This is a genomic window from Halogranum roseipondis, assembly GCF_059695585.1.
This window is the reverse complement of record NZ_JBUEED010000004.1, coordinates 15,413-40,141: the sequence shown is the minus strand read 5'-3', so window position 1 is coordinate 40,141 and position 24,729 is coordinate 15,413. Positions and strand designations below refer to the sequence as shown.

Below are 24,729 nucleotides of genomic sequence, written 5' to 3'. Positions count from 1 at the left end.
TGTTAGGCGGGCTGGGGAGTGTACCCCTGGTTTTCGATGGTCTCTGCGAAGGCGTCGGGGTCAGTGACGCTGTCGTCGTACTCGATCTCGACGCGGCCGGTCGCGTAGTGGACTTCGACGTGCTGGACGCCGTCGACGTTCGACAGGGCGCGTTCGACGGTACTCGCGCAGGTCGGGCAGTCGAAGTCGAGGACGCGGAATTGGGTTGTGTCGCTCATTACAGTTTGAGATAGTGCCCGTACCTCAATAAGTATTTTTTAGATGATATGTTTGAATTCGGATACGGGTCGTTGGAACAGTCAAACGGGTCGTCTAGGGCTTTCGCTATCGCGGGTCCATCCTGTACTGGATACCTCGACAGACACCTACCCGACTCCTGCCCCGCTACCTTTTCCCGCGTGCTCGCGCTCAGTTCTCGTATGAGTGATTCCGATACCGACCACCGTCTCGACGACATCGCGGTGCGAGACACTCGGATTTCGGACGCCATCGACGAGCCGATGCGGGCGATGGTCCTCGACATTCTGTCCGAGGAAGCCCTAACTGCGACCGAGGTCCACGAACGCCTCGACGATCGCGGCATCGACCGGACGGAGAACACGGTCCGCCATCACATCAACGAGCTCCGGGATGCGGGCCTCGTCGACGTCGTTCGCTTCGAGGAGGGGCGTGGTGGGACGACGAAGTACTACCACGCGAACACGATCGTCCTCTCGTACTCACTACCAGATTCGGCCGACGCCGCCGTCGAGGAGATGATCGACGCTGCCCAGCCCCAGATCACGGACGCGCTCACTACGCTCACCGACGAGTACGACGACGCTATTGAGGAGATCGTCGAGGATATGCAGCCCTGCGAGCACTGCCAGACCCAGAAGTACGAGACGTACGTTCTTCTGACCGTCCTGCGACGTTCGTTCGTTCGCGCCCACAGAAATTCCTGAGGGGGAACCACCCCTACGCTGGCAGGGTCTTAGAAGGAGAACCGATCACGCGCGGATTGCATCGCGAGGCGAGTCAGGAGTCGCGCAGGGCCACGCTTTGGGAGGTCCCGTACAGTCTCGATGCTGGTCGGCGGTTCACTACCACCAATGTCTAACTCCCAGCCTGTCTCGTCCATGAAGCGTTCGACAGCCTGATTTACTCGCTGTCGCACGTCGTCCGAGTCCATTGTCTCGGGCACACCATTCCGGAGGACGACGTCGCCGTCAACGATCACTGTCTCGACGTCGGCCGGCACCGCGTTGTTCACGACCTGTGCAGGAATATTGGTCCGTGGCGTGAACTTCGGTTTGTCGACGTCGAGGAGGATAATATCCGCGCGCTTTCCCGCTTCAATACTGCCGATCTCGTCGCCCATCCCCAGCGCGCGTGCGCCTTCAATAGTGAGCATTCGTATCAGTTCCATCGAGTCGAACTGCCCGGCTGAACGCTTGAGATTTGCCGCCAGCCGAGCTTGCCGCGCTTCACCGAACATGCTGTACGAGTCGTGCCAGTAGTGGTCGTCAATCCCTACTCCGACGTCGACGCCGGCGGCTCGAAGCTCGGGAACGGGCGTCCACTGCGTCTCCCCGTCCGGATTCCAGTAACAGAAGACGGACGGGCAGTGCGCAACAGCCGCGTCCGCCTCGGCGGTTCGCTGGATGTCCTCTTCGTCGGCGAGGCGGAAGTGAGCAGCGACCAGTCGGTCGTCCAGGAGTCCAACGTCGTCGAGCAATCCCACCGAGTCCTCGCCACCGTTCGCTCGTGCCATCGTGTTACTCTCCTCGAGTTCGAGCAAGTGCGTGTGGACGAGCAGGTCCGGGTACTCTGCGGCGAGGGACGCGGTCCGTTCCCACAGCTGCCTGGTACACGACCAGTCGTCGTGCGGGCAGATCGTCGCCCTGATTCGGCCCTCGTACGTGTCGTGGTACGTTTCGACGAACTCGCGAGCACGGGAGAACTGCTGATCGACTGGTTGGTCCCAGAAGAGGTCCGAGATCGCCGGGCCGAAAAATCCGCGGAGCCCTGCTTCCCCGAACGCCTCTGCACCTGCGGCAGGCCGTGCGTCCATCGAGTTCACGGTCGTGACACCGCCCAAGAGGAAATTGAGCGCTGCGAGCTCGACGCCTGCCTCGACGAGGTACTCGAATTCGCCGTTCCCTAATCTGTTAAACAAGGCCGTCCCACTCCCAAGCATCTCCGTCAGCTCGAGTTCGCTAAACGCACCGATGAGCGGTGTCATCTCCAAGTGCGTGTGGGCGTTCACCAACCCCGGCATCACCAGTTTCCCGTTCCCGTCGATAACGGTGGACGCTTCTAATTCTCCGTCTCCTGCACGTGATGGTCGGACTTCTTCGATACAGCCATCGGTGATGCATACTGTGCCGCGCTCGTACAGGCGGTTCCGCTCGTCGGCTGTGAGAACGAGTGCATCATGGATTGCCAGATCGACAGCCATCGTAAATTAGGAAGTGGATGTGACAGTTACCGTACTGGACAACCGAGCAGGCCGGCGAAGGCTGTTCTTCCAGGTGGTGTTCCCCTCATTTGGGATATCATCGGTCTCTACTGGTCCCATTAGCCTCTAATACGTCGGCGTGATTTAATCAGATTCCCCTTTTGAATCTGAAGTCGGATTCCGTGGAGCTTGTGGAGGTTTGCAATGTTTTCCCCTCTTCACGATAGATCATCTATGGCCGACGGTTACGATGCCATAGTACTGATACCCTCATAGGCAGTATATTCTAATCAAAACCGCAATAGATGATCCCTACAATGATACACCTATGCAGGCGACGATAATCGACGGAGTTCTTGAATCCCTTCGTATCGGTGTCGGATTTCTCTGGACGGCGGCGTGGGCGATCATCATGGGCCTCACGATTACGAGTCTGGTCCAGGTCTACGTCTCGAAGGAGCGGATGGCACAGGTGCTGGGTGAGGGCGATCTAACTGGACTTACCAAGGCGACTGTGTTCGGAGCTGCAAGCAGTGGCTGTAGTTTCGGCGCCGTCGCCATCGGGAAGGGCCTGTTCAAGAAGGGGGCGCACGCGGTGAACTTCCTCGCGTTCATGTTCGCGTCGACGAACCTCATCGTCGAACTAGGGCTGATGATTCTCATCCTGCTTGGCTGGGAGTTCCTCGTCGCGGAACTGCTCGGCGGCCTGATTCTCATCGCCGTCATGGCCGCCATCGTCCACCTTACGCTTCCCGAAAACCTGTTTAACGAAGTCCGCGAGAAGCTCAACGAGCGCGACCGCCAGGCGGGCGTCACGGAAGATCCCACCTGCGGGATGGAGGGGAAAGACGAGTACACGCTCACGACCGACGGCGGTGAGACGCTCAAATTCTGCTCGGAGGGCTGTATGGAGACCTATCGCCAGGAGACGTCGAGTAGCGGCGGGTGGCGTGACGAGTTGCTGTCGTGGGGTGGCTGGTACAAGGTCGGGAATCAGTACCGCAAGGAGTGGTCGATGATCTGGAAAGACATCGTCGCCGGCTTCCTTATTTCTGGGTTCGTCATCGTCTTCGTCCCGCAGTGGGTGTGGAACACGCTGTTCATTCAGGGCGACGGCCTGCTCGTGACTGCCGAGAACGCCGTCATGGGCGTCATCATCGCCGTCCTCAGTTTCGTCGGCAGTATGGGCAACGTCCCGTTCGCCGTCGCGCTGTGGGGCGGTGGCGTCAGCTTCGCCGGGATCATCGCGTTCGTCTACGCCGACCTCATCACCGTGCCCGTGCTGAACGTCTACCGGAAGTACTACGGCTGGAAGATCATGCTGTACATCCTTGGCGTCTTCTTCGTGACGATGGCGTTCACTGGCTTCCTCATGGAGTTGCTGTTCGACGCCCTCGGCATCGTACCAGATCTGGCCGGTGGCGAGACGGCGACCGAACAGACGTACTTCGAGCTCAACTACACGTTCTACCTCAATATTATCGCCTTCGCGCTCTCCGGGTTCCTCCTGTATGTCTACCGACGTGGAATCGGCGCACCAGGTCAGTATCGTGATCCGGTGTGTGGCATGCGGACCGACGATGAGGGGCCGAGTGCGTCCAATGATGGGATGACGTACTATTTTTGCTCGAAGACCTGTAAGCGGGCATTCGAGGAAGAGCCCACGGAATTTGCTGATCAAAGCCCGCAGATAACAAACCACGATCACGATCACTGATAGATGTACTGTGGTTCATCCGCTGTGAAGCACTTCATCATCGCACCTTCAATCCGCAATTGTCACACCTGTCGCGCCAAAATTGATTGTATGAGCAGTCAGATATCGAAACAAGGGGATGTCATATGAACCAACGTCCAGCGGATACCGTCGTTGGTGTGCTCCTTGGGTTCGTCCTCTTGGCTGGCGGACTACTCAGTTGGCGGGCCTATCAACAGCGTCGCGCTATCGAGCAGTCGATGGGGCCGATGATGGACTCGTCTATGGGTGTCAGAGGTGAGTTGGATGATCCTCAAGAAGGAATTCGGTCACCCTCAACGCACTGATTGTGTGCTGGGGCATGTAAGCAGGAGCACCGATGAAGCTGAGCCCACCGATTTCTGGATTTCGGAAAATTCTGTTTGAGGGACTGAATTCATCTACTGATCTAATCCTTTGTACTTACCGATCCTCTCAGTAGCTAACAGATTCTGAGAATTTAACTCGAGTGGATATCAATCAATTAACTCCCACTGGTTAGTCATTCCTCCATAGACACGGTTTAAAACTCGTCGTCTCGAGAAAATACGGGCAAATAAAACAGGGTGGCGGAGGAGACGCAGTAGAACTGCACTCGGAGACCGGTCAACGTCTTCAATATCGATCCCGGCAGCGGCACGAATTGCTGCTCCCAGAACCTTGGGATTACGAGTTTCAAGAAAGTATCTCACAACTGTGGCGAAAATGTACTCCGTTTTCATCCTCTGATATAATCTATCAGGATAATTGTGTAATTGGCTTCTGTTAGCCAGCTCTGCGGCCAAGAATCCCGATTCAACGGCCTGTGAGATCCCCTTTCCGGTGAGTCGGTTTGCTATACCTGCAGCATCACCCACTCGTACGACTGAATGCTCCGGTAGATGGGTTCTGTCGGGATCAAGGCTTGGTCCCTCGGGAATGATTGCGACGTTCGTCCGTTCCTGCGACGGGACTGGCCACCCATTCCGCTCACAGGCTTCCCTCAATGCCTTCATATAATCATTAGGCCGGTCACTGACCGTCCAGCCGATACCAACGTTGGCTCGTTGCGATGTCTTCGGGAATGCCCACGAGTACCCTGTATAGTTCTCCAGAATTATCCGGCTGTTCGGGTACAACTCGGTGAAGTCCCCTTCGACATCACTGTTAAGCGCTACCATATATCCTGAATACTCGTTGGTTGTTCCGAGCGCTTTACTAGAGAGTGATGGCTGACCGGTTGCATCAACGACGAGATCATACTCATCGGTGAACTCGTGGAAATCTGTCCGTGTGATAGACTGGTTTTCGTGGATGTCAACACCCTTCTCTGAGAGTTGTTCTGCCCAGGACTGCTCAACGACATTTCGGTCCGTTATATATGTATCCGCAGCAGGAAAGGTGCCGGCTCCAGTGCGGTGGCGATCGGCGTCGATTCCGTCATACACCTCCACTTCCATCGCTGGCAGCGGGTTGAGAAAGCCGTTCTCTACAGTCGGTTCGAGTGGGATCTTCGATACCGCTGTCATCGCTTCTCCGCAATTAACGCCTTTGCTATCGTAGGACTGCCGCTCATATAGTTCGACGACGAATCCAGCGTCGTCGAATCCAGCAGCTGCTGCAAGCCCGGCCATCCCTCCACCTATTACCGCAATTTTGGACGTTCGAGTCATCGGTTTTTGCCAATCTTTGAGGCCATCGTTAAGCTCCCAACAGCATCCGAAGTGACCCACGAACGCCCATCGGGAGTCCGATCGCTCCGATGAAGAACGTCATAAGCCACCACCACGTGTGATTCATCTCCTCTTTCGCATCGGCGAGATACCACACGATGCCGACAGTCACGACGAGTTTCAGCACGAACGTCGATCCGGAGAATCCAGTCGCCTGGTACACGAGATTCGTCACGACCAGCTTTGGGGAGTAGCCGAGGAACGTCACACCGATGAGATTCTGCGCAGCGTCCCACAACTGGCCGAAAACGGCCAGCAGAATTAGCGGGTGTCGAAGGTGGGTGATATTGGCGAAACTCGTGCCCCAGTAGTAGAGTGCGGTTACGCCGAGCGCTATCCCCGTCGTCGCGACAGGAACCCATAGGCGGAGTGGGGTCGATGTCGAGAGGCCGTGCCAAACAGCCCACCAGACGGCCCCGACAGCCCACACCGACCCGACGAGCCCGACTGTTAGCGGGATAGATCCGATATTTTGGTCACGCAAGAGTGCACCGACACCGAGCGCGAGGATGGTGACAGCGGTGACGACGATGTAAATCGATGGCGTGATGAACCACACCGCGTAGTCCCCGAGCAGCCCGAGATCCTCGAGGGCGCGCATCGCCCCACCTGCGATGATGATCGGAGCGAACCCGTAGGCCAGTCGTGCGTCGAACGTGACGTCGAGTTGGTCGAGATACGCACGTAGTCCGGGGAGGCTGTATACGACTGCCGCGAGGTAGATTACCGTGTTCACCGCGTTGTAGCCCTGGACAGCACGAATCCCCTCGTGCGTGACTGGCTGACCGGCCGCATCGGCGACGACTGGTCCCCAGAGATACTGCCAGATGAACCGGTCGTAGACCAACGTCGGAAACACGAGGATGCCCCCACCGAGAAGGACGAGCGGGGCCAGCAGGTACAGCGCCCACCACTCGCGTGAGCCGGTCTCCGGAAGGACAGTCTCGACGCGGCGGGTGACAGTACTCACGACCCGTTCACCTCCAATCGCCACGTCGTGCTTTTCGAGCGCCCCCACTGTTCGAGTGAAACGATTGTGAGTTCGTCCTGGAGCTGGCTGAGGTACTGCGCGACTGCCTTGGGAGATCCGTCGAGGTCGCTGGCAATCTCGCGAGCCCGGAGGTATGTCGGTTCGCTACTGGCTGTCTCGACGAGGTACCTTCGAACCGTGTGCCGGGAAATATTCGACATTGATCTAGAGGTGACGGTTAGCGAAGAAATCCGAAGAGCTTGTAGTCGTGATCGGGGGTGTACCGCCGGAACAGGAGACTGTTCGTCAGCACCGACACCGACGAGAACGCCATTGCTGCTGCAGCGAGCACGGGCTGGAGGAGGCCGAGCGACGCTAACGGAATCATCGCCGTGTTGTAACCGAGCGCCCACACGAGGTTCTGTTTGATCTTCTGGAGTGTCGCGTCTGAGATTCGGATCGCCTTTACCACGTCGAGCGGGTCGTCTCGCATCAGCGTGACGTCTGCAGCTTCGATGGCGACGTCGGTGCCGGAGCCGATTGCTGTCCCGACGTGTGCGACCGCGAGTGCCGGAGCGTCGTTGACGCCGTCACCGACCATCATCGCCTGCCGGCCCTCGTCTTGAATACTGTCGACCGCGTTGGACTTGTCCTCAGGAAGGACTCCTGCGCGGACGTTCTTCGGGTCGATACCCACCTGTTTAGCGACCGCACGGGCAGTTCGCTCGTTGTCGCCCGTAATCATCATCACGTCAACTCCCCGCTCCTGGAGTGCTGTGACAGCCTGCTTGGAGCTTTCCTTCACTGTGTCGGCGTCGGCGACCACACCCACGAGCTCCCCCTCGTAGGCGACCAGCATCGCCGTCTTCCCCTCGTTCTCGAGGCGTTCCATCGTCTCCTCAGCGGGAGAGGGGTCGATCCCGTTGTCCCGCAGCAGCTTGCGGTTGCCGACCAGCACCTCGCTGTCACCAATGACTGCTTTGATCCCGTGGCCCGGAACGTTCTCGAAGTCGTCAGGCTCAGTCACGTCCAGGCCGCGTTCTTCGGCCCCTTCGACGATTGCACGGGCGAGCGGGTGTTCGCTGCCGCTTTCAGCTATCGCCGCCAGTCGAAGCACATCATCCTCTGAGAGGCGCTCACGGGTGCTGAGCTGTCCACCATCTGGGGTCGGCTCGCCACCGTCAGTCACCACATTTCCATCGCTATCAAAGACGACCACGTCGGTGAGTTCCATTTCACCCTCCGTGAGGGTGCCCGTCTTGTCGAAGACGACCGTGTCGACGTCTTTTGCGCGTTCGAGGATGTCACCGCCCTTGAACAGGACGCCGTTCTGGGCACCAATCGTCGTCCCGACCATCGTCGCTGCGGGCGTCGCCAGCCCCAGCGCACAGGGACAGGCGATGAGGATCGAGGACGCGAAGACAATTATCGCGAACTCGAAGACTGAAACGGTCCCACCGACCGGGGCCGGGCCGCCAGCAACCTGACCCCACAGCGGGAGCCAGTCGACGAAGCCAGCGAGAGCCTCGGGGAACAGGAACCAGACGACACCCCAGAGAAGGGCGTTCGCGATGACCGCAGGCACGAAGTACGCGGAGATGCGGTCGGCGAGATTCTGGATGTCGGGCTGGCGCGACTGGGCCTCCTTGACTGTCTGGACGATCTGTTGGAGGGCCGTGTCTTCTCCAACCTTCGTCGCCTCCACGACAAGGACGCCGTTCTCGTTAATCGTCGAGCCGACGACCTCATCGCCCTCCTCTTTCTCGACAGGCACAGATTCGCCAGTGACCATTGACTCGTCGACGGCAGACTGACCGTCGACAACGACACCGTCTGTGGGAATCTTCTCACCTGGACGAATTTTCATCCGGTCACCAGTTGTGACCTCTTCGAGTGGAACTTCTTCTTCACTGCCGTCCTCGCGGACAATGGTCGCCGTTTCGGCTTCCATTTCGAGGAGCTTTCGGAGGGCCTCACCCGCTTGGCCCTTCGACCGAGCTTCGAGATAGTTACCCAACGTGATGAACACGAGGATGAGGGCTGCCGTGTCGAAATAAAGTCCACCTGCAATGAGTTCAGCAAGGACTGCCACAGAGTATAGATAGGCCGTTGTTGAACCGATCGCAATCAGCACGTCCATATTGGCGCGGCCGTTCTTCACGATCGCCTTGTACGAGTTCTTATAGAACGGCCAGCCGAGGATCGCCTGTACCGGCGTGGCGAGGAGGAACTCAACCCAGCCAAGTTCCACACCGAAGACGGCTTCAGGGACGATCGCGCCACCGAGCAGATAATTGTCGATGAGGAAGAAGAGCAACGGTGCCGATAACACTGCCCCAAAGAGGGTCAACCTGAGTTGTTTCCGAGTTTCGGCTTGACGGGCGGCATCTCGTGCGTCCTGGCCCGACTCTTCGTCGGCACCATCTTCGCGGACGGGCGAGTAGCCAGCCTCCTCGATAGCATCGTACAGCGCACCAATAGATACTTCCGCAGGATTGTAGGTGACCTGTGCTTCGTCGGTTGCGTAATTGACCTCCGCATTAACGACGCCCGGAATATTTTCAAGAGCGGTTTGGTTGGTCTCGGCGCAGTTGGCACAGGTCATATCGGAGATGGCAATCGTTACCGTCTCAGAGACTGCGCCGTACCCGGCCTCGTCGATCGCGTCGTAGATTTCTTTGAGCGATACCTCTTCAGGGTCGTAGGTGACGGAACCCTCGTCGGTGGCGAAGTTCGCATCCGCCTCCGATACCCCGTCGAGCGATTCGAGAGTGTCCTGGATCGTCGCCGAACAGTTGGCGCAGGACATTCCCGTGATATCAAGATGGATTGTTTGGCTTGTCATGCTTGTTCTACTATACGGGGTCTAGGTTTAGGCGATTTACTGCTTCGAGAGGCGGGGTTTCGACTGCAGGAAAATTTGGATTCCAAAGACAGCGTTACGCTCCCTCTTCGAGTCGCTGATACCGATCGTCGAACCGTGTGAGACAGGACGGACAACAGAAGTGATAGATCTCTCCGTCGATTCTCGTCGTTTCACCTTGATTATCAACGGTATTGTTACATTCAGCACAGGTGAGTGCAAATTCGACGCCATCAACGGACGGCGTCCATTCAAGCTCGTCAATTAGTGTGACGGTGTAATCTGCTACATCGATCTCGTTAAAGAGTCCATCTACCCACTGACGTACGTTCTGGGCTTCAACACGGGCATAGAACCAAAGATCTCCTTCGGAGGTCGTGAAGACGTGTTCAACGCCATCTGACTCTCGAGCCCGCTCGCGGGCGGCCTCCAACGACGCTGAGCCGATTTCGGCCTGAATAAATACCGGTACACCAGCTCGGAGATGAGCCCGGTTGACGTCAATCGTGAAGTTGTTAATGATGCCAGCTTCCTGTAATCGCTTTACCCGGTCAGAAACGGCTGGCCCCGACAAGTCGACCTCCTCGCCAATATCGCTGAACGGGCGGCGGGCGTCATCAGCGAGTAACGAGAGGATTTCTAAGTCGGTTTCATCCAAATCGCGCATACGACCGCTTCGTCTCGCAGGATACATTATTGTTGCCCACAACACACCTTCGAAATCGGTGATCTAGGGCTGCGACAACATTGGATTCTAAGCAGAAAACCACATAGAATACTCGCCCCTATCTACGAATGGATATGACTCAGACAATCACCGTCGAAGGAATGACCTGTGAACATTGCGAGCAGACCGTCGAAGAGGCACTCGAAGAAGTTGAGGGGGTTACGTCCGCTACTGCGGATCGTGACTCAGAATCCGCGACGGTCGAGGGGTCCGCTGAACGGGATGAGCTTGTGACTGTGGTCGAAGACGCTGGATACGATGCCTCTGCGTAACAAATCCCGATTCTCGTCGAATCGGATTCGGAGAGGGATTGATACGACTGCCAATCCCAGGTGTAGATACTATGACTGATACACTTCCGTTCGATGCCGTCCGCGAGCTCGACGTCGACGGGACGACGTACAAGATGGCCGATCTTCGAGCACTCGAAGAGCAGGGGCTCTGTGACCTCGACACGCTCCCTGTGAGCATCCGTATTCTGCTTGAGTCGGTGCTCCGGAACGCCGACGGCGAAACTGTTACTGCAGCGGATGTCAAGAATGCTGCTGGCTGGAAGCCAGACGTACCGGACGCAGAGGTTCCGTTCTCTCCATCACGAGTCGTCCTGCAAGATCTCACCGGTGTACCCGCAGTCGTCGACCTGGCGGCCCTTCGATCCGAGGTCGACCGCAAAGACCGAGATCCCACCCTGGTCGAACCGGAGATTCCTATTGATCTCGTGATCGACCACAGCGTCCAGGTCGACTACTTCGACTCCGAGGACGCCTACGAGAAGAACGTCGAACTGGAGTACGAGCGAAACGCCGAACGGTATCGCGCGATCAAGTGGGCGCAGAACGCCTTCGAGAACTTCAACGTCGTCCCGCCGGGGACCGGTATCGTCCACCAGGTGAATCTCGAACATCTGGGTCGGGTCGTCCACGCCCGCGAGCAAGACGGCGAGAACTGGCTCCTGCCGGACACGCTCGTCGGCACGGACAGCCACACCCCGATGATCGGTGGCATCGGTGTGGTCGGTTGGGGCGTCGGCGGCATCGAAGCGGAAGCGGCGATGCTCGGTCAACCGGTCACGATGAAACTCCCCGAGGTCGTCGGCGTCCGTCTCGAAGGCGAATTACCCGAGGGCGCGACGGCTACGGATCTCGTGCTCCACATCACCGAACGACTCCGCGAGGTCGGCGTCGTCGACCGGTTCGTGGAGTTCTTCGGTCCCGGTGTGGAGAATCTCACAGTCCCCGACCGGGCCACGATCGCCAATATGGCGCCCGAACAGGGCTCGACGATCAGTATGTTCCCGGTCGACGAGCAGACGCTCGAGTATCTCGAACTCACCGGGCGTGATCCCGACCACGTCGACCTCGTTCGCGAGTACCTCGAAGCCCAAGGGCTGTTCGGGGAACAGGAACCAGAATATACTGAGGTCGTCGAGTTCGACCTCTCGACAGTCGAACCGAGTCTGGCCGGACACAAGCGGCCACAGGACCGGATTCCGATGGGGGACGTGAAACAGAGCTTCCGGGGACTTCTCCACGGGGAGTTCGAGGACGACCTCGATGATGTCGACGAGGACGCCTTGCAGCGGTGGCTCGGTGAGGGTGGTGCAGCTGATGCGGAGACCGACGGTGGCGTTCAGGTCGAACCCGAATCGGAACTGCACCCGTTAACCAAACGTGTCGAGGTCGACCTCGACGGTGAGACGGTCGAAATCGGACACGGAGACGTCCTCGTCAGCGCCATCACGAGCTGTACGAACACGTCGAACCCGTCGGTGATGATCGCTGCTGGACTGCTCGCCCAGAACGCCGTCGAGAAAGGCCTAGACGTCCCGCCGTACGTCAAGACGAGTCTCGCACCGGGTAGCCGTGTCGTCACGCAGTATCTCGAAGAATCGGGGCTGCTTCCGTATCTCGAAGAGCTCGGGTACGCCGTCGTCGGCTACGGCTGTACCACCTGTATCGGTAACGCTGGGCCGCTTCCCGATCCCATCGAGCAGGCAATCGACGACCACGACCTCTGGACGACGAGCGTTCTCTCCGGGAACCGGAACTTCGAGGCGCGTATCCACCCGAAGATCCGCGCGAACTACCTCGCGAGCCCGCCGCTCGTCGTCGCCTACGGGCTCGCAGGGCGGATGGACATCGATCTCGAACACGAGCCGCTGGGCACTGACGATGAGGGTAACCCAGTCTATCTGGCGGACATCTGGCCGGACGCAGCGGACGTGCAGGCCGCAATCCACGAGAACGTCTCTCCGGAGATGTTCGAGGAGAAGTACGCCTCCGTGTTCGAGGGCGATGAGCGATGGGCTGCTCTCGACGCGCCCACGGGTGACGTCTACGAGTGGGATGAGGACTCGACATACATCCGTGAACCGCCGTTCTTCAAGGACTTCCCGGTAGAGAAACCCGGCGTCGCCGATATCGAGGACGCACGCTGTCTACTGACGCTCGGCGATACCGTTACGACCGACCACATCAGTCCAGCCGGCCCGTTCGGTCCCGACCTCCCCGCAGGTCAGTGGCTGCTCGATCACGGTGTCGAGCCACACGAGTTCAACACCTACGGCGCACGTCGGGGCAATCACGAGGTGATGATGCGGGGGACGTTCGCCAACGTCCGAATCGAGAACGAGATGCTCGACGACGTCGAGGGTGGCTACACGATCCACCACCCGACCGACGAACAAACCACGGTGTTCGAAGCCAGTCGCCGCTATCGGGACGAGGGGATACCGCTCGTCGTGATGGCTGGCGAGGAGTTCGGAACTGGGTCTAGCCGGGACTGGGCGGCGAAAGGAACGGACCTGCTCGGTGTCCGCGCAACCATCGCCGAGAGTTACGAGCGCATCTACCGCGACAACCTCGTCGGCATGGGTGTGCTTCCCCTGCAGTTCGATGATGGCGACTCGTGGGAATCTCTCGGTCTGGATGGGTCGGAGGTCTTCACGATCCACGGCCTCGATGACGGGCTCGACGTGATGGACGAACTGACCGTTATCGCCGAGCGTGCGGACGGGTCGACTGTCGAGTTCCCGGTCACAGCACAGGTCGGCACGCCGGCCGCCGTAACCTATATCGAACACGGCGGAATCCTCCACTACGTCCTCAGACGCCTCCTCAGACAGTAACACCAACGCGGTCAGAAACGATCGTCGTCGGACACCAGGCGGGCGCGACGGCGATCAAACTCCTCGTCGTCGATTTCGCCACGAGCGTACCGTTCTTGGAGAACAGCGAGTGCGCTGTCATCAGTATGGCCGTCCGTAGGGGACCGCGTTGTCAGCCAGTAAACGGCGTAGACTGGGAGGGCGATCAGAAGTGCCATCCACAGGAGCCCGAACAGTATCATCCCCCAGCCCCAGCCACCCCAGCCGGCCATGTGGCCGCTGTTCCACATGCCGTCGTGCCAGCTCCACATCATTGATTCTGGGACGGTCGCGTGCGTTAGCGCCATTCCGGCGACGACGGCCAGAGTCAGTGCCCCAACGACGATGAATCCCAGAGAACGAATCCCGCGTGCTTGAATTGGATTTTGCATTGTTGTACTCCCAACGGTCTCGGCGTGGTTAGCCGAGGATGTATTCGAGGGCGGGGTAGCGCTCGACGAGCGTCTCGCCGCCGACGTCGTAGTTCTCGATGTACTGGTCGAGGCCCAGGATGCGGCCCGCGGCGAACGCGGCGACCGCGAGGAACACGAGCATGTACGCGAAGTCCCCGTTGATGAACCCGTGACCCATGTCCCAGTTGCCGAAGTAGAACATGAGCATCATCAGCGCGCCGAAGAACGCCGCGAGGCGGACGAACGCGCCGACGAGGAGGCCGAGGCCGATGAACAGCTCGCCGTACGGCACGGCGACGTTCGCGAACTCGACAAACCACGGCGTCGAACCCATCCACGCGAACAGGCCCGCCAGCGGGTTGCCGTTCGTCGCCGCAACGTTCGAGAGGTAGCCGCCGGCCGCGAACTCGCCGGTGATCTTCGTGAAGCCGGAGTACGCGAACGCGTAGCCCATCATGAGACGGAGCGCCAGCACGAACCACGCGCTGAGGCTGTGGACTTTCCCGCCGACGGTCAGGCCGCCGACTCTGCTCTCAAGCTGGTTCATGCCGGAGTCGAGTGTGGACATAATTATTGCACCTTCAACTATCAGTAGGCGGGTAGAGACGATATAATAGCGAGCCGGCGTTCTGAGTCAGAAAACCGGCGGGCTATATTACCCTCCTGTAGCGAGTACGGACGTGTGACTGAGGAGGCCGACCCGTCGGACATCTTCGCCACACTCGACGACGAGTACGCCCGCAACATCCTCGTGGCGACGAAGACCGACCGACTCTCCGCGAAGGAGCTCAGCGAGGAATGCGATATGTCACGCCCGACCGTCTCGCGGCGTGTCACCCGCCTCGTCGAGCAGGGCCTCCTCGAGGAGTACACGCACGTCGACCCCGGCGGACGGCACTACAGCGAGTACGAGGCGCGACTCGAGCGTGTCGAAGTACTCCTCCAAGCAGAGGGCTTCGACGTGCAGATCGATGTTCGGCCGGACCCCGCCGACCGGATTACGTCCATCTTCGAGGAAATGCGGGGAGACTGACTCATGGAACACACGTTATTCGTCATCGGCAAGCTGTTCACGACCGCCCTGGCGCTGGTGATCGCCTACCAGGCCTATCGCGGATACCAACGGCATCACACGCAGTTACTCCTGTACGTCGCCGCCGGCTTCGCGCTGGTCGGGCTCGGCGGCCTCCTCGAGGGCGTGCTCTTCGAACTCCTCCAAGTGTCGATTTTCGAAGCAGGATTCGTCGCAGCACTCGTCACCGCCGCCGGGATGCTGTCGATTCTCTACGCCCTGTATGCCCCGAACCCCTGAGGATTCGGGACGTTCATTCGAGAAGCGGCCTCTGGGCGTTGTTCCTCATTCGAAGTCGCTATTGTTCGGATTCCCCTTATTCTCACCAGTGTAGGGTCGCAGCGGGAATTATGTCCGTACCGGTCGTACAGTATCGTATGATTCGAACACTCGTGGGTGTCCTTGGCGCTCTCTCAGCGCTGTTCCCGGACAAAATCGTCAGTCTCTTCGAGAAACTTGCGATTGCGAATCGAAGCGGGGGAACAGTGAGAGGGTGGGTCCGCCCAGCTATCCGGTCTGAGGGCGTTCTGATAGCTGCGATTTCCCTCCTCAATGGGCGAGCATACGCGTGGCTGATGAATCTTACCGGTGTGTTCGGCGCTATCGTCTTCCTGTTTCCCGATCTGTATCGAAGATTTGCCACCGCGTTCCTGTACGAGCGTCCGGAGTCGGTCGAATGGAACGAGCGATTCCGCTCGGGTATTCGGGCTATCGGCGCACTATACGTCTTTTTAGCGGCGAAGACGTATCTGGAGCGCCACAACGGTACCTGAGTCTTCCCGCATCGTCAGTTGCTGAATCTGAAATTTGGTTCGTTTCGGCTGCACGTATCACTTGGAATCTAAAGTTTGACCCCCAAGAGACCAGTATAATCGAAGGGGAAATCCGCTAAAGAGAGGGAGCCGTATGTACCTCTGTATGACGACGACCATCACCGTGGAAGGAATGTCGTGCGGTCACTGTGAGCAGACGGTCGAAGAGGCCCTTGAAGAGGTCACTGGCGTGACTTCCGTGACCGTCGACAGGGAGAGTGAACAGGCAAGTGTCGACGGTGAGGCAGAGGTCACGGCCCTCGTGGCGGCCGTCGAAGACGCGGGATACACCGCTCACGCCTGAGTATCGTGCGCTGCGGATAGCACAAGTCGCTTCGAGACGACGACTAACTGTTGTCTTCGGAGCTCGTCTACGCTGGTCCTGCTGTACGGTCTCAGGGCCGAAGATTCAAGAAGCCGGCGGAACCACCTCAATAGAGAACATGACTCATGGACGACCACAAAGATACAACTGAGAATTCCCCGGGAGGAGAGGACCAGCCGGACACCACCAGTCACCAGCACGAACACGGTGAGCACGATGAAGCGGTCGCGGAATCTGACGAGGAAGGGGTAGAACAGGAGCTACTAGAGGAGGAAGCTCACCCTGCTGCGGCAGGTGAGATGGCGTCCCACGAGCAGCACGAACACGCCGGACACGAGGGCGAAGGACACGACCACGGTTCCCATGAGGGCCACGGTGAGGGGCATGGCGGGATGCACGAGGGCCACGAGCAGATGTTCCGCCGGCGCTTCTTCGTCTCGACGCTCCTGTCGATCCCAGTCCTGCTATACAGCGAAATGCTGCAGGAGTGGCTCGGGTTCTCCGTCCCCGCGTTCCCGGGCAGCGAGTGGATCAACCCCGTCTTCGCGGTCATCGTCTTCGCGTACGGTGGGATGCCGTTCCTCCAGATGGCGGTGCCGGAGCTGAAAGACCGGTCGCCGGGGATGATGACGTTGATCTCGATGGCGATCACCGTCGCGTTCGTCTACAGTCTCGCGAGCGTGGTCTTCCCGACGCAGTCTGCGTTTTTCTGGGAACTCGTCACGCTGATCGACATCATGCTGCTGGGCCACTGGATCGAGATGCGGTCGGTCCGGCGGGCCTCCAGCGCGGTCGACGAACTGGCGAAACTGATGCCAGACACCGCCGAGCGTATTACCGACGACGGAGAAACCGAGGAGGTTCCCGTCAGGGAGCTCTCGGAAGGCGATCTCGTGCTCGTCCGGCCGGGCGCAAGTGTCCCTGCTGACGGCACCGTTGAGGAAGGTGATTCGGACGTCAACGAGTCGATGATCACTGGCGAGTCCAAGCCCGTCTCGAAGGAGCCTGGCGACGAGGTCATCGGCGGCACCATCAACGGCGATGGTAGTCTCCGCGTCCGTGTTGGCGCGACGGGCGAGGAGACGACGCTGGCGGGCATCATGCGTCTCGTCGAGGAAGCCCAGCAGAGCAAGTCCAAGACGCAGGTACTGGCCGACCGGGCGGCAGGCTGGCTGTTCTACGTCGCGCTCGGGGCGGCAGTCGTGACGGCGATTGCGTGGACCGTCGCGGTCTCGTTCGACGCGACCGTCATCGAGCGAGTCGTGACGGTGCTCGTCATCGCCTGCCCGCACGCCCTCGGGCTCGCCATTCCGCTGGTCGTCGCGATCAACACGTCGCTCGCCGCTCGCAACGGGATGCTCGTTCGCGACCGCATCGCGATGGAAGACGCACGGAATCTGGACGCGATCATCTTCGACAAGACAGGGACGCTTACCGAGGGCGAACACGGCGTCGTGGATATGGCGACCGTCAACGGCGTCGACGAGGACGACGCGCTCGGGCTGGCGGCAGCCGTCGAGAGTGACTCCGAACACATGATCGCGCGAGCGATTCGCGAGGCCGCCGACGAGCGAGACCTAACTACTCCCGACGCGACCGCCTTCGAGGCGATCAAAGGGCGAGGGGTTCGCGCAAACGTCGATGGAAACGAGGTGTACGTCGGTGGGCCGAACCTGTTGACCCAGCTCGATAGCGAGATCCCCGCCCATCTCCAGCGCTTCGCTGACGAGGCGGGACAGAACGCTCAAACGGTGGTGTATCTCGTTCGTGACAGTGAGTTGATCGCCGCGTTCGCGATGGCCGACGTAATCCGTGAAGAGAGTTTCCGCGTCGTCGACGCCCTCCACGATCTGGGAATCGAAGTGGCGATGCTGACTGGCGACTCCCAGGACGTCGCCAACGCTGTCGCTGACGAACTGGGCATCGACACGGTGTTCGCCGAGGTCCTCCCCGAAGACAAAGACGAGAAAGTCCAGGAACTCCAAGACCAGGGGAAGCTCGTGGGGATGGTTGGTGACGGTGTAAACGATGCGCCGGCGCTGACGCGAGCCGACGTCGGGATCGCCATCGGGAGCGGCACCGACGTCGCCGTCCAGTCGGCGGATGTCATTCTCGTGCAGAACAACCCGATGGATGTAGTGCGACTCGTGAAACTCAGTAAGGCGAGCTACCGGAAGATGCAGGAGAACATCGTCTGGGCCGCCGGCTACAACGTGTTCGCGATTCCGCTCGCAGCAGGCGTGTTGGCACCGATCGGGATTCTGCTGTCTCCCGCTGTGGGTGCGCTTCTGATGTCGTTGAGTACAGTAATCGTCGCCATCAACGCGCAACTGCTCCGCCGGGTGGATCTATCCATCCCCGAGCTTCCAGGAGTGACACCATCCACTAGCACCCAAACTGCAGACTGAAACTCTGCCTGATCGCTTTAGAGGGGTTTTTCGATTGCATACGGTTGGTATTCGGAATCAGAAAATCGGTGCAGTTTGGATAGATGGCACTCTGTAAACCGATTTAACGGGCTATAGATGCCAGTTTTCCCACTCACGCCGCGCCTCTTCTTGAGAAGCTGGTTGTCCTCACACGAGTTATCTCAGCATAGTTGATTCCAGAATCTCCCGACCAGTTTCTCACCCTCAACGTCGAGCAGGATGATTGAGTCATCATCAATGAAGGTGTTAGCTATGAGTGAACGAAGCGTAGCTGCGAGACTTACAGAGTACTTGTTTGTGCTGACCGATTCAACAGCAGCGGTTCCTGCGCAAAGAGGATGGGATCGCGCCGCTTGTGTGACTGGCTGATGGGATAGCTCACATGACTTCTCAGGAGCACCGATTGACCGACGCCTACCTTGTCGGGTTGACACTCACAGAGGCACTCAAAGCCGATCAGTCCCTCTGCACGGCTCTTCGAACTCTGGAGGGGCCGTTCGATTCGCTCAATGACGGCTACCCAGAGTGGCATCCAGCACCGCACTCGTTCGAGGGGATGGTACGCTTGTTACTCTACCGCGAACTCACTGGCGAAAGCTACCGTTCGCTCGCCCAGTATCCCGAACTCGCAGTTGTCTTCGACTTGGAGAAAATCCCCGACGAATCGGTGCTCTCGCGGACCTGGCGTAACCGGTTCGACGAGGCGACCCGGGAGTTCGTCACCACAGCCGCCCACTACGTCATCAAGGAAGTCCACGATCGCGACATCTCAGCGCCGGAGGTGCGGCCTAAGGCAGAGATCGTCGACGATGAGCAAGAAGCCGCAGATCCAGTAGAAGACAAATCCTTCTCACAGGAGGAGATCATCCAGACAACGCGCCTCGCGCGTGATCACGCCTTCGGTCACTTCGACTCTGGTCGGGCGTCGAACGCCTCGTACGAGGACACACAATTCTTTGAGCTACAGACGTTCATGGGGATGGTCCACTGTGGAACTGCGCAGGGAGCGACTCGCTTCCAATATCGCCATGGCGAAGAGTACAGCCCCCATGGTGATACCCACCTCCGCGCCGTCAAGCAGTTCGATCCCGAAGAACTCGTGAACGGATTCAACGAGACAACGGATCGCTTGCTCTCCGTGATCGCCTCGGAAGCATCCTTTCGAAGGCCGGTCACCGCTGCAATCGATATCACGACTATCAGCACGCGCGAAAGCCGCCCGATTTGCACACGCGAACTAGTTGAAAACAACTCACGTTGTGAGCCAGTGAACCAGTTTGTAGGTCAACAGTTTAATTTCCCTTAAAACTGATATAATCGGCCGGGAACTCCTCGGTTCGGTACCGCTGCTGACCGATCGTCATGAACCGGCTGGCTCGGATCGGTGGCCGCCTTCGCGCATTGTCCTCCAGATGCTGCCGCCGGCACTTCACGTTCGCCGCGACCCACGCGTTGTAGGCGGCCATTCCAAAGAGATAGAGGTACGTCCGCAGCCCGAAATTCGTGGACTTCGTCGTTGGGAGGAAGTGCTGCTTGTACACGCTGTATGCCGACTCGATGGCCCATCGGTAGTGATAGTAGTTCCGTAGCGCCCGTGCCTGCTGCTCGTTGACATCGAGATTCGTAATGAACGTGAACCACCGCATCCGGTTGTCCGCCTCGAAGACATCTTCTTCGATGTGCTCCTCGAACGCGGAGAGCGTCTCCCGATTCTGCCGGTCGGTCACCCACTCTGCCTCGGGATCGAAGTACTCGGAGAGTGTCTGTTGCGCATCGTCTTCAGCGGGTTCGAGTTTGGACTGATACTCCCCGAAGAGTGTGACCTCAGCCTTGTCTGGCCGCGACTTGGTCTTATTGATGATGTAGCTCGGTTCTACGCCGAACGTCTTCTCTTCGTCCTCCCACTGGCTGGTGTACTTCCCGACGAGGTGTTTCGGATACGCGATAACGAAGGCGGCATCCTGCTTCTTGAGACGGTTCACGATGCGGCCGCTGGCGAACTCCGAGTCCGCGAAGACGACGCCGACGTCGAACCCTCGGTCTTCGACGGCATCGAGCAACTGCTCCAACCGTTCCTCGCGATTTGTAGACGTTGTCTGAAGCTGATGCGCGATCTGGAACGGCATCCCGTCGGAGATCGCTTGTGCCGACAGGATGCGGTATGCAAAGTGCGTGTTCGAGAGTTTCTCCGTCCCAATCACGCCAGGGAGGTCCGACCCCTCGTTACTCCAAGTCGGGATGTTCGTCGTATCTACGGCAATCGGGAGCTCGCGCGAGCGGAACGCGTCGTCGTAGACGGTGTCGATCAGGCGCTCGGTCCACTCGGCGAACGTCCGTTCCCACTCGTCGATTGGGATGCGGTAGATGTCATTACGGAAGGTTTCGGCGTCTCCCCAGATGTCCTCGTACGTCTGGAGGCCGCGATTGTCCGCGAAATTCTCTAGTTCCCCATCGGGCGTGCCGTTGCTATCGCAGAGGTGCAGCGAGAAGTCGAAGTGAAGGCCGTAATTGTCGTACGGCGCGTTATCGGCCTTTGCGATGGGCATGTCGTCACGGGCGAGGTCGAGCGCACCGTGGGCGTAGCCGCGCTTCAACTCAATCGGTATATCCGTGATGCCGCCATTGTTGATGAGGCGCTTGTCCTCTACCTCGGGAAACCGATACCTACGCTTCACGCCGATTATCTCGATACGTCGCGCCCAGCGCTTGATGAACTCGGTCGGACCGGGACCGAACCGTCGCTTTCGTGCTTTTCGAATCGTATTCTGATGCGGAATCTCCTCCAGACCGAGAATCTTGTGGACGGGAAAATCGTCACGGCCAGCCGACCGGAGTAGGTGACTCCGGAGCTGTGGCGCGTTCTTGAACCCGAGAATCTGGTTGTAGACCTCTAACCGAACCACGTCGGTGAAATCCAGCGCACCCGTCCCTTCGTACTGGTCGTCGAAATCAGGAAGGACGAGGTCGAGTTGACCAACGAGGATGGCGATATGGTCCTGCCAGTCCTCCGGTCCCATTTTGCCGTCGAACGGGGCGTCCGTCCGAAGGTCCATCGCCGGGAAGAAGTACTTCCCGTCGTCTTTCACCCAAACACTCTCTGCGTGCGGATCGAGATAGTCAGCGACACGTTCGGGAACACCGGATACGTCGACATCGGTTTCTTCTCGCAGATACTGGGTGTACTCCTCGCCTGTTTTCTCTGGGAGGTGTCCCATCTCGCGGGCGGCCTCCTCGACTTCTTCGATGTCTATGTGGTCAGGCGGGTCCCAGGCCATATTCCTGCGACAGTACAGACGGGGCTTATTTGATTGTATGGGACACTGCTAAATTGGGCGAAAATTACCGTACAGCAAATAGATGAATGGTTTCCGTAGTTCAAATGAACAAGGATTAATTCTTCATCTGCTACAGAGTCAGCGCAAGCTAGCTGGATTACATAGGATGACCCTTATAGAAGAACATATCGATCATTTAATACTTATGATCTGTGAGACCTGAGTTCCAACGAGGAAGAGAAATGCGAGAGTTAGCATCCCTGTAAGCAGTCCGAATGCTATCATCCATCCAGTCAAATCAACGATCATCCCTGTGACCACGCTTCCAAGTGCTCCGATGAGGATATAGAGCGTTCGAACTATCCCGAATCCAGCGCCTTGTTCAGCCGTCTGGAGTGTATCTAGGACTCGCGACTGAAGCGGTGGGACCCAGCCTGCTGACAGACCAGCGAGAATGACCGCTGGGACTGCGCTCGTCACCGTTGTTTCGATACTGAGGAGTGCATATCCGGAAACTCCAGCGCCCATCGCAAGCGTGAGTGTCCGGTCACGACCGATACGATCAGACAACCAGCCGCTTACTGGCTGTGCGACTGCGACCGCAACGAAGAACACTGCAAACAGGCGACTCGCCAGTCTGAGTTGGAACGCGTGATACTCGATAAAAAACGTCGGAAGCCACGTCATCGTGGCAAATGACACGAACTGACCGAGAATCGCAATCAGTGTCGCAAACGCTATTCCCGGCCGAGAGAGTAATTTCCCCAGTGTCCGAACATCAATCTCTTCGAAGAATGATGTATCCGGGTCCAGTGGCTCTATCGGTTGAATGGTCCATCTAAACATGGCTAAGACGACTACGACGACGACAGCCCCTAGGAAGATCGTGATCCGCCAGCCGAATTGCAGAGCGATTGCCGCAACAAGAGGAGCAATCAACCCGGCCACATCGCTTCCGACTCGATGAAGTCCGATTGCTTGTCCAGTATTATCAAAAACCCGTGTGAGAAGCACTGTTGCTGCGTTGTAATACAGTCCAGCACCAAGGCCGAGAAAGAGGACGAACCCGAAAAAGAATGCATACGATGGTGCTCCGGCGACAACGCCTCCTCCAATACAGCAGAGACTCAGCGCAATAAGGATAACCTGTCTCCCACCAATCATATTCCCATATACTCCGCTCGGGAGTTGTGAGAAAGCGTATACTATCCACATCCCCGTGAGAGCGATCCCAACTGTACTCCGTGAGATACCGAACGTTTCAATAATCGCTGGAATGGCTGGGCTGATGAGAAGCTGAGTGAACCGAATAGCAAAATACGCGAAGAAACAGAGGCTGAGGACGGTGTATCGGGAGTCCCAATGAAACTGGGTCAGCCATTGCCCATCAAGCCATCTCATTTCATAGAACACCCGTATCCGTTTCGTTGATGATCGGATCAACTCGGACTTTCTGTCCCTCCACCGTCGCATCTTTGAGACGAGCGAATCCGTTTACCAAAATGAGTTGATCTTCAAACACTCCGACCCAGAACGCGCTTTTCATTTCTCGATGTATCTCCTGCACATCGTTCATATCGTGATTTAAAGCCGTCTTTGATGAAGCCCTCAATTCGTCTTCCATCGCCCGCTTGCTAAGTGATCCGTATCTGAGCACCATCGTTGATCTTGTAGCGTCTACTTCGAAGACCGCCGTGCATGGTTCAGCAATACGCATCACCACTAATAATATTTTCTATCTCTAATATGCTCGAAGGTAATTCCCGAGACGTTGCTTCTGAAGAGGGTAAGAAAACCAGTTATTTTCACCTGTACCGCGACTTCTCGACGCTGGATGCCAGATTGGCCGAGGAGGTATAGCCACTCCACTCGTCCAAACCACTCCATACTGCAACCGCACTGTTCAAGCGAACGCCGTCGCGTAACCGACGCGCTCCGGTGTTCGCTTCCGAGTTGCGTGCACCCTCATAGTCCTACCTAGTCATTGCTATGAACGGCGGCTGCCAAGGCATCGCCGACGCGGACCGCCCGGATAGTTTCTTTGACATCATGTGTTCGAACGATATCGGCCCCATTCACAGCTGCGATAGTATGGGCTGCGAGACTCATTTCGAGCCGTTGTTCCTCTGGAAGATCAAGAATACTTGCGAGGAATGACTTGCGTGAACATCCGATAAGGACAGGATAGCCGAGCGCACCAACTTCGTTGATTCGAGTGATGAGTTCCTTATCTTCGTCGTTGGTCGTCCCAAATCCGATTCCGGGATCGACGATGATGTTTTCTTCAGCAATATCAGCACTAAGCGCTTGCTGTATATTTTCCTCTAAACGTGATTTGATATCTACGACGGCATCGCCACGGTCGGGGGTGGACGAGGGATCAACTGGAAGGTTTGCGGAGTCCATGATTATAACCTGACAATCACGTTCGGCGGCGAGTTCGCGCATCTTCGGATCAGCGAGTCCTGATTGGTCATTGATGATTTCTGCGCCTGCGTTCAGAGCTTGCCGAGCAACTCTCGGCCGACGTGAGTCGATCGAGATCGGTACATCGAGGTCTGTAATGTGTTCGATCACGGGGATAACTCGCTCTAGCTCTTCATCTACTGGTGTCGGATCCGAACCGGGGCTAGTCGACTCCCCACCAACATCGATTACGTTCGCACCTTCGTTGACCATCGTCTCTGCACGGGTGGTTGCATCCTCAACCGCTTCGTACCGCCCGCCATCGTAGAACGAATCGGGTGTGACATTCAGTATACCCATCACCTGTGTTTTCGGCTCACTTTCGAGGCGGCTCATGAGAAAAAT

At 58.1% G+C, this 24,729-nt stretch carries 22 protein-coding genes and 1 pseudogene; 10 read left to right on the top strand and 13 right to left on the bottom strand.

Going from position 1 to position 24,729, the window contains the following annotated elements; all coding sequences use genetic code 11:
• Window positions 1–2 precede the first annotated feature (2 nt).
• Window positions 3–218: a heavy-metal-associated domain-containing protein gene (locus EOHIBHHM_RS19750; protein WP_004048661.1), complete on the bottom strand. Its 216-nt coding sequence runs from the start codon at window positions 216–218 to the stop codon at window positions 3–5.
• Window positions 219–419: 201 nt separating this feature from the next.
• On the opposite strand from EOHIBHHM_RS19750, the gene EOHIBHHM_RS19745 reads away from it, so the two are divergent.
• A complete protein-coding gene (locus tag EOHIBHHM_RS19745) occupies window positions 420–944 on the top strand; it encodes an ArsR/SmtB family transcription factor (RefSeq protein WP_497257456.1) in 525 nt (174 codons plus the stop codon).
• Between the two features lie 29 nt (window positions 945–973).
• Here EOHIBHHM_RS19745 and EOHIBHHM_RS19740 read toward each other — a convergent pair whose 3' ends face one another.
• Window positions 974–2,440 (bottom strand): amidohydrolase family protein, encoded by a 1,467-nt coding sequence (locus EOHIBHHM_RS19740; protein WP_050051507.1) that lies wholly within the window; start codon window positions 2,438–2,440, stop codon window positions 974–976.
• A gap of 328 nt (window positions 2,441–2,768) precedes the next feature.
• On the opposite strand from EOHIBHHM_RS19740, the gene EOHIBHHM_RS19735 reads away from it, so the two are divergent.
• Entirely contained in the window at window positions 2,769–4,157 is a 1,389-nt protein-coding gene (locus tag EOHIBHHM_RS19735; RefSeq protein WP_049986199.1) for a permease, read from the top strand.
• Window positions 4,158–4,651: 494 nt separating this feature from the next.
• Here the strand turns inward: EOHIBHHM_RS19735 and EOHIBHHM_RS19730 are convergent, their stop codons facing one another.
• The 5 genes from EOHIBHHM_RS19730 to EOHIBHHM_RS19710 form a co-directional block, all read right to left on the bottom strand.
• Complete coding sequence (locus EOHIBHHM_RS19730) at window positions 4,652–5,827, bottom strand: NAD(P)/FAD-dependent oxidoreductase (RefSeq protein WP_123538920.1); 1,176 nt, start codon at window positions 5,825–5,827, stop codon at window positions 4,652–4,654.
• A gap of 28 nt (window positions 5,828–5,855) precedes the next feature.
• A complete protein-coding gene (locus EOHIBHHM_RS19725) occupies window positions 5,856–6,857 on the bottom strand; it encodes a DUF63 family protein (protein ID WP_050050397.1) in 1,002 nt (333 codons plus the stop codon).
• Window positions 6,854–7,078, bottom strand: coding sequence for a DUF7123 family protein (locus EOHIBHHM_RS19720; protein ID WP_004594599.1), 225 nt, complete (start codon window positions 7,076–7,078; stop codon window positions 6,854–6,856). The genes EOHIBHHM_RS19725 and EOHIBHHM_RS19720 overlap by 4 nt, the downstream gene beginning before the upstream one ends.
• A 17-nt stretch (window positions 7,079–7,095) precedes the next feature.
• Window positions 7,096–9,702, bottom strand: coding sequence for a heavy metal translocating P-type ATPase (locus EOHIBHHM_RS19715; protein WP_004594598.1), 2,607 nt, complete (start codon window positions 9,700–9,702; stop codon window positions 7,096–7,098).
• Between the two features lie 94 nt (window positions 9,703–9,796).
• Window positions 9,797–10,387 (bottom strand): AsnC family transcriptional regulator, encoded by a 591-nt coding sequence (locus tag EOHIBHHM_RS19710; protein ID WP_049938493.1) that lies wholly within the window; start codon window positions 10,385–10,387, stop codon window positions 9,797–9,799.
• A 134-nt stretch (window positions 10,388–10,521) separates the two neighbouring features.
• Here EOHIBHHM_RS19710 and EOHIBHHM_RS19705 point away from each other — a divergent pair, with 134 nt between their 5' ends.
• Window positions 10,522–10,719, top strand: coding sequence for a heavy-metal-associated domain-containing protein (locus EOHIBHHM_RS19705; protein WP_049938510.1), 198 nt, complete (start codon window positions 10,522–10,524; stop codon window positions 10,717–10,719).
• A 71-nt stretch (window positions 10,720–10,790) separates the two neighbouring features.
• The gene (gene acnA / locus EOHIBHHM_RS19700; protein WP_011222418.1) at window positions 10,791–13,574 is read left to right on the top strand and encodes an aconitate hydratase AcnA; all 2,784 of its coding nucleotides are present in this window, start codon (window positions 10,791–10,793) and stop codon (window positions 13,572–13,574) included.
• Window positions 13,575–13,585: 11 nt separating this feature from the next.
• Here the strand turns inward: acnA and EOHIBHHM_RS19695 are convergent, their stop codons facing one another.
• Both EOHIBHHM_RS19695 and EOHIBHHM_RS19690 read right to left on the bottom strand, forming a co-directional pair.
• Window positions 13,586–13,984, bottom strand: coding sequence for an SHOCT domain-containing protein (locus EOHIBHHM_RS19695; protein WP_134671633.1), 399 nt, complete (start codon window positions 13,982–13,984; stop codon window positions 13,586–13,588).
• Window positions 13,985–14,012: 28 nt separating this feature from the next.
• Window positions 14,013–14,573: a DoxX family protein gene (locus tag EOHIBHHM_RS19690; RefSeq protein WP_011222420.1), complete on the bottom strand. Its 561-nt coding sequence runs from the start codon at window positions 14,571–14,573 to the stop codon at window positions 14,013–14,015.
• 114 nt (window positions 14,574–14,687) lie between these two features.
• On the opposite strand from EOHIBHHM_RS19690, the gene EOHIBHHM_RS19685 reads away from it, so the two are divergent.
• From EOHIBHHM_RS19685 to EOHIBHHM_RS19660, 6 genes and pseudogenes are all read left to right on the top strand, one after another.
• Window positions 14,688–15,038 (top strand): ArsR/SmtB family transcription factor, encoded by a 351-nt coding sequence (locus tag EOHIBHHM_RS19685; RefSeq protein WP_049938495.1) that lies wholly within the window; start codon window positions 14,688–14,690, stop codon window positions 15,036–15,038.
• A 3-nt stretch (window positions 15,039–15,041) separates the two neighbouring features.
• Window positions 15,042–15,317 carry a DUF7521 family protein gene (locus tag EOHIBHHM_RS19680; RefSeq protein ID WP_004515576.1) on the top strand — a complete coding sequence of 92 codons (276 nt, stop codon included), beginning with the start codon at window positions 15,042–15,044 and terminating at the stop codon, window positions 15,315–15,317.
• 137 nt (window positions 15,318–15,454) lie between these two features.
• Entirely contained in the window at window positions 15,455–15,850 is a 396-nt protein-coding gene (locus EOHIBHHM_RS19675; RefSeq protein ID WP_059059115.1) for a hypothetical protein, read from the top strand.
• Between the two features lie 145 nt (window positions 15,851–15,995).
• Complete coding sequence (locus tag EOHIBHHM_RS19670) at window positions 15,996–16,193, top strand: heavy-metal-associated domain-containing protein (RefSeq protein ID WP_006183483.1); 198 nt, start codon at window positions 15,996–15,998, stop codon at window positions 16,191–16,193.
• Between the two features lie 146 nt (window positions 16,194–16,339).
• Window positions 16,340–18,622 (top strand): copper-translocating P-type ATPase, encoded by a 2,283-nt coding sequence (locus tag EOHIBHHM_RS19665; protein ID WP_497257448.1) that lies wholly within the window; start codon window positions 16,340–16,342, stop codon window positions 18,620–18,622.
• A 403-nt stretch (window positions 18,623–19,025) separates the two neighbouring features.
• Window positions 19,026–19,844: pseudogene (locus tag EOHIBHHM_RS19660) on the top strand (transposase); the annotation flags it as partial.
• Between the two features lie 91 nt (window positions 19,845–19,935).
• On the opposite strand, the gene EOHIBHHM_RS19655 reads toward EOHIBHHM_RS19660, so the two are convergent.
• The 4 genes from EOHIBHHM_RS19655 to folP form a co-directional block, all read right to left on the bottom strand.
• Window positions 19,936–21,918 (bottom strand): transposase, encoded by a 1,983-nt coding sequence (locus EOHIBHHM_RS19655; protein WP_497257446.1) that lies wholly within the window; start codon window positions 21,916–21,918, stop codon window positions 19,936–19,938.
• Between the two features lie 192 nt (window positions 21,919–22,110).
• Window positions 22,111–23,319: an MFS transporter gene (locus EOHIBHHM_RS19650; protein ID WP_497257444.1), complete on the bottom strand. Its 1,209-nt coding sequence runs from the start codon at window positions 23,317–23,319 to the stop codon at window positions 22,111–22,113.
• Window position 23,320: 1 nt separating this feature from the next.
• A complete protein-coding gene (locus EOHIBHHM_RS19645; RefSeq protein WP_497257442.1) occupies window positions 23,321–23,635 on the bottom strand; it encodes a hypothetical protein in 315 nt (104 codons plus the stop codon).
• 260 nt (window positions 23,636–23,895) lie between these two features.
• Window positions 23,896–24,720, bottom strand: a complete 825-nt coding sequence (gene folP, locus EOHIBHHM_RS19640) for a dihydropteroate synthase (protein WP_497257440.1) — start codon at window positions 24,718–24,720, stop codon at window positions 23,896–23,898.
• Window positions 24,721–24,729 lie beyond the last annotated feature (9 nt).